General features: G+C 59.3%; 11 protein-coding genes and 1 tRNA gene. 2 read left to right on the top strand and 10 right to left on the bottom strand.

Going from position 1 to position 12,561, the window contains the following annotated elements; translation table 11 throughout:
- Positions 1-168: 168 nt before the first annotated feature.
- The 7 genes from Q1A53_RS13990 to Q1A53_RS13960 form a co-directional block, all read right to left on the bottom strand.
- On the bottom strand, positions 169-1,566 hold the full coding sequence (locus Q1A53_RS13990; protein ID WP_299967850.1) for an FGGY-family carbohydrate kinase: 1,398 nt from the start codon (positions 1,564-1,566) through the stop codon (positions 169-171).
- The gene (rhaM, locus tag Q1A53_RS13985; RefSeq protein WP_299967846.1) at positions 1,563-1,877 is read right to left on the bottom strand and encodes an L-rhamnose mutarotase; all 315 of its coding nucleotides are present in this window, start codon (positions 1,875-1,877) and stop codon (positions 1,563-1,565) included. The genes Q1A53_RS13990 and rhaM overlap by 4 nt, the downstream gene beginning before the upstream one ends.
- Complete coding sequence (locus Q1A53_RS13980; RefSeq protein ID WP_299967844.1) at positions 1,877-2,863, bottom strand: ABC transporter permease; 987 nt, start codon at positions 2,861-2,863, stop codon at positions 1,877-1,879. Before Q1A53_RS13980 ends, rhaM begins: the two co-directional genes overlap by 1 nt.
- Entirely contained in the window at positions 2,860-3,843 is a 984-nt protein-coding gene (locus tag Q1A53_RS13975) for an ABC transporter permease (protein ID WP_299967842.1), read from the bottom strand. Before Q1A53_RS13975 ends, Q1A53_RS13980 begins: the two co-directional genes overlap by 4 nt.
- Before the next feature lie 11 nt (positions 3,844-3,854).
- Positions 3,855-5,387, bottom strand: coding sequence for a sugar ABC transporter ATP-binding protein (locus Q1A53_RS13970; RefSeq protein ID WP_299967840.1), 1,533 nt, complete (start codon positions 5,385-5,387; stop codon positions 3,855-3,857).
- Positions 5,388-5,462: 75 nt separating this feature from the next.
- Positions 5,463-6,464, bottom strand: coding sequence for a rhamnose ABC transporter substrate-binding protein (rhaS, locus tag Q1A53_RS13965; protein WP_299967837.1), 1,002 nt, complete (start codon positions 6,462-6,464; stop codon positions 5,463-5,465).
- Positions 6,465-6,502: 38 nt separating this feature from the next.
- Positions 6,503-7,303, bottom strand: coding sequence for a DeoR/GlpR family DNA-binding transcription regulator (locus Q1A53_RS13960; protein WP_299967835.1), 801 nt, complete (start codon positions 7,301-7,303; stop codon positions 6,503-6,505).
- 186 nt (positions 7,304-7,489) lie between these two features.
- Here Q1A53_RS13960 and Q1A53_RS13955 point away from each other — a divergent pair, with 186 nt between their 5' ends.
- On the top strand, positions 7,490-9,592 hold the full coding sequence (locus tag Q1A53_RS13955) for a bifunctional rhamnulose-1-phosphate aldolase/short-chain dehydrogenase (protein ID WP_299967832.1): 2,103 nt from the start codon (positions 7,490-7,492) through the stop codon (positions 9,590-9,592).
- 9 nt (positions 9,593-9,601) lie between these two features.
- On the top strand, positions 9,602-10,840 hold the full coding sequence (locus tag Q1A53_RS13950; RefSeq protein ID WP_299967829.1) for an L-rhamnose isomerase: 1,239 nt from the start codon (positions 9,602-9,604) through the stop codon (positions 10,838-10,840).
- A 417-nt stretch (positions 10,841-11,257) separates the two neighbouring features.
- On the opposite strand, the gene Q1A53_RS13945 is transcribed toward Q1A53_RS13950, so the two are convergent.
- The 3 genes from Q1A53_RS13945 to Q1A53_RS13935 all read right to left on the bottom strand — a co-directional run bounded on the left by Q1A53_RS13945 (position 11,258) and on the right by Q1A53_RS13935 (position 12,509).
- Positions 11,258-11,344, bottom strand: a tRNA-Leu gene (locus tag Q1A53_RS13945).
- Positions 11,345-11,422: 78 nt separating this feature from the next.
- Entirely contained in the window at positions 11,423-11,971 is a 549-nt protein-coding gene (locus Q1A53_RS13940; protein ID WP_299967956.1) for a tetratricopeptide repeat protein, read from the bottom strand.
- 37 nt (positions 11,972-12,008) lie between these two features.
- On the bottom strand, positions 12,009-12,509 hold the full coding sequence (locus Q1A53_RS13935) for an Lrp/AsnC ligand binding domain-containing protein (RefSeq protein ID WP_299967827.1): 501 nt from the start codon (positions 12,507-12,509) through the stop codon (positions 12,009-12,011).
- Positions 12,510-12,561 lie beyond the last annotated feature (52 nt).

Below are 12,561 nucleotides of genomic sequence, written 5' to 3'. Positions count from 1 at the left end.
GTTCAACGGTCGGCGATTTGGCCCGGGACGTCTGAAAGGAACAACGCGTCGCCGCCCTGGATCGGGATCAGCACCGCAAGCCCGGCCACCGCAAACTCAATATGCGAAGGTAGTGCGGGCAGGAAAGCCGGAAAAACGGCAGAGAACACGCCGCCGGATGTCCGGCTGTCACACGCCCCGTTGTATAGATCGCCGCCGCGCATGTTGCCGCCAGCGATGGGCGTAGTGTTGAAAAGAGGTCGAAAGGTCTGCGGAGACGGGGACAAGGCTATCACGCATTGACAGGGCATCGGTCGTTCCCGGCACGAGCAACGCCGCCCCTGCACTGGTCCCGGTCATCCCCGATGAAAGATGCACGTCCGATCCCGTTGCAACACTCAGCATCTCAAGAAAGAGGCGGTTACCCGCGAACGGGCCTTCGACGATGAGTGATCCTTTGTGGCAAATGTTGAGCAGGCACTCTGATGTCACGAGCGCAAGATAAAGTGCGACCGCGGCGCCACGCTTGCCGGTTCCCACGTCTGGCTCGGGACCCAACCACGCCGACTGGCATCCCTTGAAAGGTCCGGTTTCCGCGGCGACGGCAGGCATGAGCATAATCTCATGTGTCAGGATGAAATCCAGATCCTGCGCCGTTGGGTCCGGATAGGAGCCGCCTGTTGCAAGATCATGTTCCCGCCCCCCCATAAAACGCGCCGATGGTGCGGGCTGATCGAGGGCAGTCACGTTAATCAGGGTATCAAGATCAGGGTCAAGCTCAACGGGGCTGCCGCCAATGGACATCGCAATCGCCCAGGTGCCGGTGGAGATCACGCTAAAGGGCGGCGTTTTCGCAAGGATATAGGGAAGTAGCGATGCGTTGGAATCGTGGATGCCGCAATGAACGGGGGTACTAGTCGGCAGGCTTGCCCGCTCCGCGATCTCCGGCAGGATCATCCCCAGAACATCCGAGGGTCTCCGAACGGCGGGCAGCTTATCGGCAATGCCTAGAGATCCAACCAGCGAGGAAAACTCACCCCGATGAGGGTTCCACAGATCGCTGTGACAGCCCAGAGAGGTGACATCCATCGCGGCAACGCCGGACAACCGCGCGCCCCAATACTGGGGATAGGTGACAATCCGGTGCGTCCTGTCCTTCAGACCGGGATCGACCTGAAACTGCCAGAACAGCTGCGCCCCGATGTTCAGGCCAGCGGCGAGCCGTGGTGATCCTGTTTCCGAAAACGGCGGGCGGATGGCATCGTAGTCCTCGGCCAGTTCGTCCGGCCCGGTGTGCTCATAGTCCAGTATCGGCGCGGCAAGGTTACCGGTCCTGTCAAGCAATGCGATGCAAGCGCCGTGGGTTGTCACTGAGATGGCGTCAATGCCGTAAGCCGCATGAAACGCGCGCAAACCCTCCAGCAAGAACGCCCAGTGGCCCTCCACATCTACATGCGGCCAGGGCGGGGCCGCGAGAACCCTATTGGGGCGCGTCTTGACGGCGATCTCGGTCAGGGTGTCTCTATCGACCAGCGCGAGTTTTGCGTTGGTTTTGCCGATGTCTATGACGGCGACATGGCATGTCATGGCATATGAAACACACATTCAAGCGGCGTGGCCACGGGTTCGTTGTCAGGACCTGTCTGCATGATGTCGGCCATATGCGACCACCACCTGCGCATCACGGGGTGGTTGGGCAGGTCGTCCATCACATGGCCCTCCACCCGCCACAGCACACCAAAAAGCGTGTCGGTCTCCGCATCCAGATGAATTGAATAGTCGGAAACACCCGCCTTTGTCAGAAGTGCCAAGAGCTCTGGCCAGATCTCATCATGGCGCTTGATGTATTCCGTGCGGCACCCGGGGTTCAGGTGCATCTTGAAGGCATATTTCTCCATCACCTGGCGCGCCACATGGACCACAGGCGCGGCAGGGCGATGACACCGATCAACAGCGCTCCGATCACGATGGACATCACGATGCCGGGTACGTTTAAGAGACCCAGCCCGAAGGTCACCAGCCCCATGACGAAGGCCGCGATGACGACGCCGACGATCGTGCCTGAGCCACCCAGAATGCTGACACCTCCAAGGACGACCATAGTCACGATCTCAAGCTCCCACCCCGTCGCGATGGACGGCCGGGTTGAGCCGAGCCGCGCCGTCAGGCAAATCGCGGCGATACCGGACATCAGGCCGGTCAGCAGGAACAGCGTGAACTTTACCCGTTGCACGCGGATGCCGGAGAACATAGCCCCCGTCGCGTTGTTGCCGATGGCATAGACGGCGCGACCAAAGTTGGTTTTGTGCAACAGAACGGCGTAGATCACCGCGATGATCGCAAAGAGCACAAACTCAAACGAGATCACCCACCAGACGTAGCCCTGACCGAACCACGAAAAGCTGGCGGGATAGCCCCGGAAGGCCTGATCGCCCAGAACGATATAGCTGATGCCGCGAAACAGGCTCATGGTCCCGATGGTGACGACAATGGACGGCAGCCCGAAACGGGTGACCAGCACGCCGTTGAACGCACCGCACAAAAGACCGACCCCCAGACCGATCAGGACGAGGCCCGGTGTGCCCACGCCCATTTGAACCGCCGCCCCCATCGCGGTGGACGCCAGCGCTATGATGGACGCCACGGAGAGGTCGATTTCGCCCGAGATGATGAGCAACGCCATCGCGAAGGCGATCATCGCCTTTTCGGTGAAGTTGAATGTCGCATCGCTCAGGTTCCAGGCATTCAGGAAGTAGGGCGATGCGAGACTGTTGGCGACAAAGATCCCGATCGCAACCAGCAGCAGCAGCGTCTCCCAGCTCTTGAGGCGCTGTTCCAGCGGAGACCGCAGCCGGTCGGGGATGGTGCGCGAGGATGTGTTCATGAGGCCCGCTCCGCGCGTTTAAGGATGATACGGCCTTTGACGCGATTGGCTTTCGCATTCAGTGCAACCGCGATGATGATGGCGCCGCCGGAAATGGCCAACTGCCAAAAGGGAGAGACGTCAACCACGGGCAGGGCGTTCTTGATGATGCCAAGAAACAACGCCCCCAGCAGCGCGCCCACAACGGTGCCCATGCCCCCCATGATCGACACACCGCCGATCACGCAGGCTGCGACAACGTCAAGCTCAAAGCCCCCGGCGATATCGACGTATGAGACGGCAAAGCGGGAGACCCAGAGATATCCGGTCAATCCGGCCAGGGCGCCCGAAATCGTAAAGGCCCAGAATTGCGTCTTGCCAACGTTGATCCCTGCATATGTCGCGGCACGGGGATTGCCGCCAGCGGCATAGATGGCCCGACCCAGCGAGGTACGGGTCATCACGACAGAGAAAACGATAACAGCAATGACCGCAGTCCAGCCAAGAACCGGCAGGCCTAGGATTTCGGTCCGCGGAAACGCTTTGAAGGCGGGGCTCATTTCATGGCTGTTGACCCATTTGCCGTCGGAGATGACAAAAATCAGACCGCGGAAAATGGTCATCGTTCCGAGCGTCACGACAATCGGTGGAATGGCCAGCTTCCAGACCAGAAGACCGTTGACCATGCCCAGCAGCGTGCCCAGACCTACCGCGATGACCACGATCAGGGCAATGGGCAGGCCGGGTGCCGCGACGTTGATCATAGACACCACCATGCCCGTCAGCGCCAGGTTTGCCGCGACACTCAGGTCAATGCACCGGGTCAGGATGACGATCATCTGGCCAATCGCCAGCAGGATCAGCGGCGCCGTATCGTTGAACACATTGGCGAGGTTTGCGGGCGTCACAAATCCGGGAAAGCGCGAGAAGATCAGCGCCAGCAACAGCATAATTGCGCCGGTCAGCAAGGCTTCGCGCGACTGGATCAGGCGTTTGAGCATGGCGTTTTCCTTCAGATCCCGGCCGCGTGCCGAACGAGTGTCTCGGGCCGCATGTCGCCCTGGGCCAGTTCGGTGACGATCCGCCCCTCGCGCATAACAATAACGCGGTCGGACATGCCCAAAATCTCCGGGATCTCGGAACTGACCATGATCACGGCGAGGCCTTGGGCTGCCAGCTCCGCCATGAATTCATGCACCGCCGCCTTGGATCCGATGTCGACGCCCTTGGTGGGTTCATCGAGAATGATGACCTTTGGCCGTGTCGCGAGCCATTTGGCGATGACGACCTTTTGCTGATTGCCGCCTGAAAGGGTGCCGACATGCGTGTCCAAGGATGCCGCCCGCAGATCCAGGCGTTCGGTGTACTCACGGGCCAGTGCGAATTCCTGCGCCAGCTTCAGAAATCCGTTGCCGGATATCCGCCCGAGCGAAGGTAGTGTCACGTTTTGAAAAATCGGCAGGTCTAGAATGGCGCCTTGTTGGCCGCGATCCTCGGGCACGTAGACAATGCCATTCTCAATGGCGTCCGCAGGAGAGGTGATCTGTGCGGTGATACCGTCAATCTCTATTCTGCCGCGTGAGGGTCGCGTGATCCCGAACAAGGCCTGCATGAATTCAGAGCGACCCGCGCCAACGAGGCCGTAAAACCCCAGGATCTGACCTTTGCGTAAGGTAAAGCTGATATCCTCGAACTCCGTCGGGTGCGCGTACCCTTCGACCTTCAGGACAGTCTCCCCGGGATTGGACGCGCGTTGCGGGAAAATCTGGCTGACATCGCGCCCCACCATCATCGTCACCAAATCAACTTCGGACACGTCGGCCATCGCACCCTTGCCTATCATCTGACCGTCCCGGAAAACCGTATAGTTGTCGGCAATTCGAAAAATCTCGTCGAACTTGTGACTGATAAACAGGATTGCCTTGCCTTGCGACTTGAGGCTTTCAACAAGCTCGTACAGCTCTTCGATTTCCTTGTGTGACAGCGCCGCCGTCGGCTCATCCATGATGACAACGCGGGCATCAATGGACAGCGCTCGGGCGATGGCCACCAGATGTTTTTTCGCAATACCGAGGTCTTTCAGCTTTTGTTCGGGATCGATGCCCGCACCGATACTCTCAAGGATATCGCGCGATCTGGCGATCATGGCTTTGAGATCTATCAACCCGAAACGCCCCCGCGGTGCGTGTCCGAGAAAGATGTTTTCGGCCACCGATAGCTCGTCGAATAAAACCGTTTCCTGGTGAATGGCCGTCACGCCGTGTTCGGCAGCGACCTGGGGCGCCGGAAAGACAGTCGGAAGCTCATCGACGAGCATCGCGCCACCATCGGGTTGGTAAATCCCGGTCAGGATTTTCACAACTGTCGATTTGCCCGCACCGTTCTCACCAATAAGAGCCGTGACCTTGCCCGGTATCAGACGGAGTGACACACCCGACAGGGCGATCACCCCCGGAAACCTCTTTGTAATGCCATCGAGCGCCAGGACCGCGGTTTCCCCGGTCCCGTCGTCAGTCGGCAAGAAGGTGTCCGGTTTTTTCAGCATCGGGGATCTCAATCCGCTGGAAAAGAGGTATCCGGCGCGGCCCATTCGACCGCACCGGAAAGACGCGTCGATCCCCTAGAAGATCGACTTGAACTGGTCGATGTTGGAGGCGTCATAGACGAAAGGATCCGCCATGGCGGCAGAGCTCGTCTCGTCCAGCGTGATCGTGCCGACCCGACCAATCGAGATCTCGGATCCGGGTGCGGCAGTTGCGGCACCGGACGCCAGAGCGTGCGCGATCATGGCGGCGGAGTAGCCAAGATCAATCGGGTTCCAGATCGCGAAGGACTGTGAGGCACCGTTTTCAATCGCACCGGCCATTTCCGATGGAAGGCCGAGGCCGGTCACGTTGACTTCCCCCACCTTTCCGGCATCCACGACCGCCTGAGCTGCGGCGACGATGCCAACGGAGGTCGGCGCGATGATCGCATCGAGATCGGGGTGAGACTGCATCAGGCCGGTGGCCTCGCGGTAGGATTTGTCGGCAAGATCATCACCATAAACCGTCGCCACGACGTTTATGCCGGGATAATCGCCCATGACCTTGTTCATTTCCTCGATCCAGATGTTCTGGTTCGTCGAGGTTGTGGTTGCGGACAATACAGCCACATCACCGCCCTCCGGCAGGTGATCGGCGGCCAGTTTGATGATCATATTGCCAATCAGCGCATTGGACGACGGGTTCAGGTGCATCTGGCGACCGTCCTCGGCAACGCCCGAATCCCAGGAAATGACCGTGATGCCCCGTTGCATGGCCTTCTTGAGCGTTGGCACAAGCGCATCGGTGTCATTGGCCGACACGGCGATCGCATCGACGCCCTGGGCGATCAGCGAATTGATCACTTCGATCTGACCTTCAGCGGTCGTGTCGGTTGGCCCGGTATAGATGATCTCCACCCCGCCCAATTCCTGGGCCGCTTCTTCGGCGCCTTCCGCGGCAGCCTCGAAAAAGCCGATGCCAAGTGCTTTGACCACAAGTGCGATGCGCATGTTGTCCTCGGCCAGCGCGGTGGTGCCAAAGAGGCCTGCTGCGAGGCTGAGGCTTGCGGTGAGTTTGGTAAAAGTGCGACGTTTCATTGGTTTCCTCCCTAAAGTACGTTCGCGTATCGGGCCCCTTATGAGGCCACGTTTTTTTGAGCGCTCCCCGATTGGGTGACGATCAAGGTCACGTCGGCGGCCTCCAGCATGGCGGCTGCCTTGTCTGAAATCTGGTCGTCGGTGATGACCGTGCTGATACGGCTCAGCGGGCAAAGCACGAGGCTGGAGCGCTGGTCGAACTTGCTGCTGTCGACCAGAACGACCAACTCATCCGCCTGGCCGATCAGCTTTTGCTCTGCCTGGATCAGCAGCGGGTCGGCTTCCATCAAGCCCAGCGGACCGAGCCCTTGAGCGCCCATGAACATGCGGCGGGCACAGAAGTTGCGGGTCACATCATTATCGAAAGGCGACAGGATGATGTTCTGTTCACGGTAGATCGTCCCACCCGACAGCATGACCGTGTTTTTTGAATGCTTGAGCAGATGCTCGGCAATGGGGAACGAATTAGTGAAGACCTGCATCCGCCGGCTCGCCAATGGGTGAACCATCTGAAATGTCGTCGTGCCGCCGTTGATAATGACAGCATCGCCGTCGTCGCACAGATCGACAGCTGCTGCCGCAATTGCCTGCTTTTCAGCAATCCGCATGGCTTCGTTGACCGAAAACGGCCGCCCTGCGAGGCCGACAAACTGCGGCGGGCTAAGCGCTTCGGCGCCCCCCCGCACCCGGCGAAGCTGCTTTTGGTGATCCAGGGTCACGATATCCCGTCGGATCGTGGCCTCCGACGCGCCGGTCAGATTGCACAACTCGGCCACAGTCACGACGGGGCGTTCTTCAACCGCAGACAAGATGATCGTATGGCGTTCTTTCTCGTGCATATCGACCTCCCCTTGGTGACCAAGGCTGTGCAGATTCGCGCTCTCTGTCAATCAAAAACAATCACGATCAGTCACTGGGGCATAATGGCGATTGATAATGATCGAAGTTGATTGACAAACCATGCTAACCCGCCCAGCCTTGCCGCCATGAAGATGATGGGCGCAAAGCGCTGACCGGGAGGGAACATGTTGGAAACGCTGGACTCTAAGCTCCTCGATCGCCGTTGGGTGGATCAAGACGCCGAAGGCATGAGCGAATCGGAGCTTTTGCTCTACCGGTCGAACATTCTGGGATCCGACAAGCGCGTGACCAATTACGGAGGAGGCAATACCTCCGCCAAGATCATCGAAACCGACCCTCTGACCGGCGAACAGGTCGAGGTGCTCTGGGTCAAGGGCTCCGGCGGCGATATCGGATCGATGAAGATGGACGGGTTTGCCACGCTCTACATGGACAAGCTGCACGCCCTGAAGGCACTTTATCGCGGCGTCGAGTTCGAAGATGAGATGGTTGGCTATTTGCCGCACTGCACGTTCAAACTGAACCCCCGCGCTGCCTCCATAGATACGCCACTACACGCATATGTCCCCCGCAAGCACGTTGATCACGTCCACGCCGACGCGATTATTGCCATTGCTGCGTCCAAGAACTCCGAGGCATTAACCCGGCAGATTTTTGGCAATCGCATTGGCTGGTTGCCCTGGAAGCGGCCCGGCTACGAATTGGGTCTCTGGCTTGAGAAATTCTGCCTCGACAATCCCGACGCCGATGGGGTCGTTCTGGAAAGTCACGGTCTTTTCACATGGGGTGATACGGCCCGCGCATGCTATGACCAGTCCATTGATGTCATCAACGTCGCAACGAAATGGCTATCAGGGCAAAGCCGTGGCATCGCTCCTTTCGGCGGGCCGATCCACGACAGTCTTTCACCCGAACGCCGTCGCGCGATGGCGGCCCGCCTCATGCCGGCGATTCGCGGCTTCGTGTCGGGAAACCAGCACATGGTTGGTCATTTCAACGACAGCGATGCGGTCCTTGAGTTCGTCAATTCAAGGGATATGGCGCAACTGGCCGCATTGGGCACGTCATGCCCGGATCATTTTCTGCGCACAAAGATCCGCCCACTGGTCGTCCCATTTGATCCCGCTGTGGGCAATATCGAGGATGTTCTGGCCGGTCTGCCCAAGCAGGTTGAAACCTATCGAAAGGACTACGCGGCCTACTACGAGCGATGTAAGCACGACGACAGCCCGGCGCTGCGCGACCCCAATGCGGTGGTCTATCTCGTGCCCGGAGTTGGGATGATCACATTTGCAAAGGACAAGTCGACCGCACGCATCTCCGGCGAATTCTATGTCAACGCAATCAACGTGATGCGCGGCGCGTCTACGGTGAGCGAGTATCAGGGGCTGCCTGAGCAGGAAGCCTTTGACATTGAGTACTGGCTTTTGGAAGAAGCGAAGCTGCAGCGCATGCCGAAGCCGAAATCGCTCGCGGGCCGGGTGGCCCTCGTGACCGGCGGCGCGGGAGGCATCGGCAGCGCCACGGCCCAGCGGTATCTGAGCGAAGGTGCCTGCGTCGTGCTGGCCGACGTAAACGAGGACGCGCTTGCCGCCACCAAAGAGACCCTGGCCGCCCGCCATGGCAAGGATGCGGTGCGCAGCGTCGTTATGAATGTCACGAACGAAGAGGCCGTCGCAGCCGCGTTCGCCGATGCCCGTGTCGAGTTTGGCGGCGTCGACATCCTCGTGTCCAATGCGGGCATCGCATCGTCCGCACCGATTGAGGAAACCTCGCTCGCGCTCTGGAACAAAAACATGGACATCTTGTCCACGGGCTATTTCCTGGTCAGTCGCGAAGCGTTCAAGGTCATGCGGCTGCAGGATCTAGGTGGCTCTGTCGTTTTCGTCGCATCCAAGAATGGCCTGGCCGCATCGCCCAATGCCGCCGCCTATTGCACCGCAAAAGCGTCCGAAATCCATCTCGCACGGTGCCTTGCCCTGGAAGGCGGGGAGACCGGCATTCGCGTCAATGTGGTCAACCCCGATGCGGTTCTGCGCGGATCCAGGATCTGGGAAGGGGATTGGCTTGAACAACGCGCGGGCACCTATGGCACCGACAAGGAAGGGCTGGAAGAAATGTATCGCCAGCGCTCTTTGCTAAAGCGTTCCGTTTATCCGGAGGATATCGCCGAGGCCTGCTACTTCTTCGCCGCCGACATATCCGCCAAATCCACGGGCAACATCCTCAATGTCGATGCCGGTAACGTCCAGGCCTTTACACGGTAGGGGATCACCATGAGCTATCAATCAGCAAAGGCCGCCTTCGCCGACTGGGGCGTGGATACCGAGGCCGCATTGCAGCGGTTGAGATCCATTCCCATCTCCATGCATTGCTGGCAGGGCGACGACGTTCGGGGCTTTGAACAAAAGACCGGTACCTCGGGTGGCGGCATCCAGGCGACAGGCAATCATCCCGGCCGCGCGCGGACACCGGATGAACTACGCGCGGATCTGGAGTTTGCCTATTCGATGATCCCGGGAACCCATAGGCTGAACCTGCACGCCATGTATCTGGACACAGATGCGACCCCTGATCGCGATGAAATCGAGTTCGGTCATTTCACCCCCTGGGTCGATTGGGCCAAAGATCAGGGGATCGGTCTGGACTTCAATCCGACTTTCTTTGCCCACCCCAAGGCAGACGACAATCTGACGCTCAGCCATCCGGACAGGGAGATCCGTGATTTCTGGCTAGAACACGGGCGGCGGTCCCGGGATATCGCGGCCAAAATCGGGGCTGCTCTGGGATCGGCCTGTGTGAACAATATATGGGTGCCTGACGGCTACAAGGACACCCCTACTGACCGGATGTCCGCGCGGGTGCGACTTGAGGCGTCCCTCGACACCATGCTTGCGACTAGCCTCGACAAATCCCAGATGCTCGACGCTGTCGAAAGCAAGCTATTCGGGATTGGTGTCGAAGCCTGCACCGTCGGAAGCCATGAATTCTACCTGGGCTACGCGATCCGAAAAGGCACGCTGTTGTGCCTCGACATGGGCCACTTCCATCCGACCGAGAACATTGCTGACAAACTCAGTTCCGTGGCGCTGTCGGTTGATGACATACTGCTTCATGTCTCTCGCCCGATGCGGTGGGACAGCGACCACGTCATATTGCTCGACGACGCCATCCTGCAGATGGCGCAGGAACTGGTCAGCGCGGATTTGCTGGGCAGAACCCGTATCGGGCTGGACTTCTTTGATGCGACGATCAGCCGGACGGCAGCCTGGGTGATTGGCACCCGCAACATGCAAAAGGCCTTGCTTCGTGCACTGCTGATGCCATTGGACACATTGAAATCCGCCGAGAACGCCTTGGATTTCACCAGCCGACTGACCGTCACCGAAGAGTTCAAGGACATGCCGTTCTCTCTCGTCTGGGACGAGTTTTCCGCCCGTGAGAACCTACCCACAGGTCGCGCCCTGATCACCGAACTCGATCGCTATCAAAGCAGTGTGTCAGGTCGCGGTTGAGCACAGGCTCCGGATCACCGCGCGGGCGGGAGACCCGGGAAGATGAGCCCTTTCAAGTCCTTTCTGTAGTGGCATCGCAGCACGCCCACGCAGGTTTTGGGCGTGAGACGAAAGGGGCGTCATGGTTCGGCGAGACAACCGGTCCCCGGGGCTAATCACAAGTTCCAATTGCCACTTTTCTGCCAAAAGCGACGGTGGTGCGGATCAGAAGAGAGAACTGGAACAAAATGCTCTCATCGCTTCTTCGAAACGACTGCCGCATGACGCCATTCCGCCGAGCTTCGTCGCTTCAGTCCGAAGCGACTGTGGTGCGGATGAGAAGAGAGAACTAGAAACAAGCGCTCTCATCGTTTCTTCGAAACGACTGCCGCGTGACACCATTGTGAAGAGCTTCGTCGCTTTTGCCCAAAGCGACTGTGGTGCGGACGGCGGGACTCGAACCCGCATGATCATACGATCGAGAGATTTTAAGTCTCTTGTGTCTACCGATTCCACCACGTCCGCGTGCGCCGAAAGATGTCACAGCCAATCGAGGATGAACATCGCAAATCCGCCCGATCAACACGGACCCGGTCCGACATCTCAGATGTCTTCGCCCGGCAAAGCCAACGGGCCGCCGTCCGCGAGCAGAAAGCGTTCTGACAGCCATGGGTTGTTCGCCAAGGCCGCGCGCAATTGAGCGCGTGCAGCGTCCGTCCGCCCGAGGTTCATCAGCGTCAGCGCGCGCCCTGACTGCGCCCCAACGTGACGGGGCTGTAGCTGCAAAGCGATATCCAGATCACGCAGCGCTGCGTCGAAATCACCGCTGAGGAAATAGACAAAGGCGCGCTGGTTGAACCCTTCTGCATAGGCCGGGCAGTAGTCAATCAGCCGGGTGAAATCATCGATCGCACCGGTGTAGTCCGCCACCTGGCGCTTGCGCATCCCTGCGTCCAGAACATCCTGTGCTGCAGCATCCGGCGCGCTGAGCCATAGCTCCCACATCGCTGCCGAGAGGGCACCGCCCGCCTGATCGTTTTCGGCCTCCCTCGCTTTGGTGAAAAGATCCTCAAGGGCGTCGGTCACATCTTCTGGCGCCGGACAGTCGGCCAGAACGGGGGCCGCCATCACGGCCAGAACAAAGGTCAGCATTCTCACCAGCAGTATAGTGCGCCGCTGCGCGCCAAATTCAAGTCCCGTCGGCGAGCATCGTCTCCTTGACCGCTTCCATCGCCACATATGTCGAGGTGCCAGCGACATGGGGCAGCGCAGAGACGGTCTCACCCAGAAACTGCCTGTAGCGCGACATATCACGGGTGCGGACTTTCAGCAGGTAGTCAAAGTTGCCCGCTATCATATGCGCCTGCTCGATCTCGGGCACTTTGGCCACGGCGGCGTTGAAAGCGCGCAGCGCCCGTTCGCGCGTATCGCTCAGCCGCACCTCCACAAAAGCCACGTGATCAAGCCCCAGCTTGATCGGATCCAGCAACGCGCGGTAGCCAAGGATCACCTCTGACTGTTCCAATCGTCGTAGCCTTGCCTGGGTCGGTGATTTCGACAAGCCGATGCGCTTGGCCAGGTCCGTGATGCTGATGCGCCCATCCTCCGCCAGCACCGAGAGAATCGCGCGATCAAACCGATCCATCGCCAGCTGGTCATTTTTCAATTCATCGCCAGTTTTATCGACCATTTGGCCCTCCGAAATTCGCACTTTTGGTGAATATGACTAAACGAACCGGGCT

Source organism: uncultured Roseobacter sp., from assembly GCF_947496515.1.
Taxonomy (GTDB): Bacteria; Pseudomonadota; Alphaproteobacteria; order Rhodobacterales; family Rhodobacteraceae; genus Roseobacter.
Note: the sequence above shows the minus strand (reverse complement) of the source record. Positions and strands in the feature narration are given on the sequence as shown.

Bases quoted from the DNA above. Each gene is read 5' to 3' on its own strand.
- Q1A53_RS13990 (WP_299967850.1), bottom strand. From the start codon at position 1,566: ATGACATGCCATGTCGCCGTCATAGACATCGGCAAAACCAACGCAAAA.
- rhaM (WP_299967846.1), bottom strand. From the start codon at position 1,877: ATGGAGAAATATGCCTTCAAGATGCACCTGAACCCCGGGTGCCGCACG.
- Q1A53_RS13980 (WP_299967844.1), bottom strand. From the start codon at position 2,863: ATGAACACATCCTCGCGCACCATCCCCGACCGGCTGCGGTCTCCGCTG.
- Q1A53_RS13975 (WP_299967842.1), bottom strand. From the start codon at position 3,843: ATGCTCAAACGCCTGATCCAGTCGCGCGAAGCCTTGCTGACCGGCGCA.
- Q1A53_RS13970 (WP_299967840.1), bottom strand. From the start codon at position 5,387: ATGCTGAAAAAACCGGACACCTTCTTGCCGACTGACGACGGGACCGGG.
- rhaS (WP_299967837.1), bottom strand. From the start codon at position 6,464: ATGAAACGTCGCACTTTTACCAAACTCACCGCAAGCCTCAGCCTCGCA.
- Q1A53_RS13960 (WP_299967835.1), bottom strand. From the start codon at position 7,303: ATGCACGAGAAAGAACGCCATACGATCATCTTGTCTGCGGTTGAAGAA.
- Q1A53_RS13955 (WP_299967832.1), top strand. From the start codon at position 7,490: ATGTTGGAAACGCTGGACTCTAAGCTCCTCGATCGCCGTTGGGTGGAT.
- Q1A53_RS13950 (WP_299967829.1), top strand. From the start codon at position 9,602: ATGAGCTATCAATCAGCAAAGGCCGCCTTCGCCGACTGGGGCGTGGAT.
- Q1A53_RS13940 (WP_299967956.1), bottom strand. From the start codon at position 11,971: ATGCTGACCTTTGTTCTGGCCGTGATGGCGGCCCCCGTTCTGGCCGAC.
- Q1A53_RS13935 (WP_299967827.1), bottom strand. From the start codon at position 12,509: ATGGTCGATAAAACTGGCGATGAATTGAAAAATGACCAGCTGGCGATG.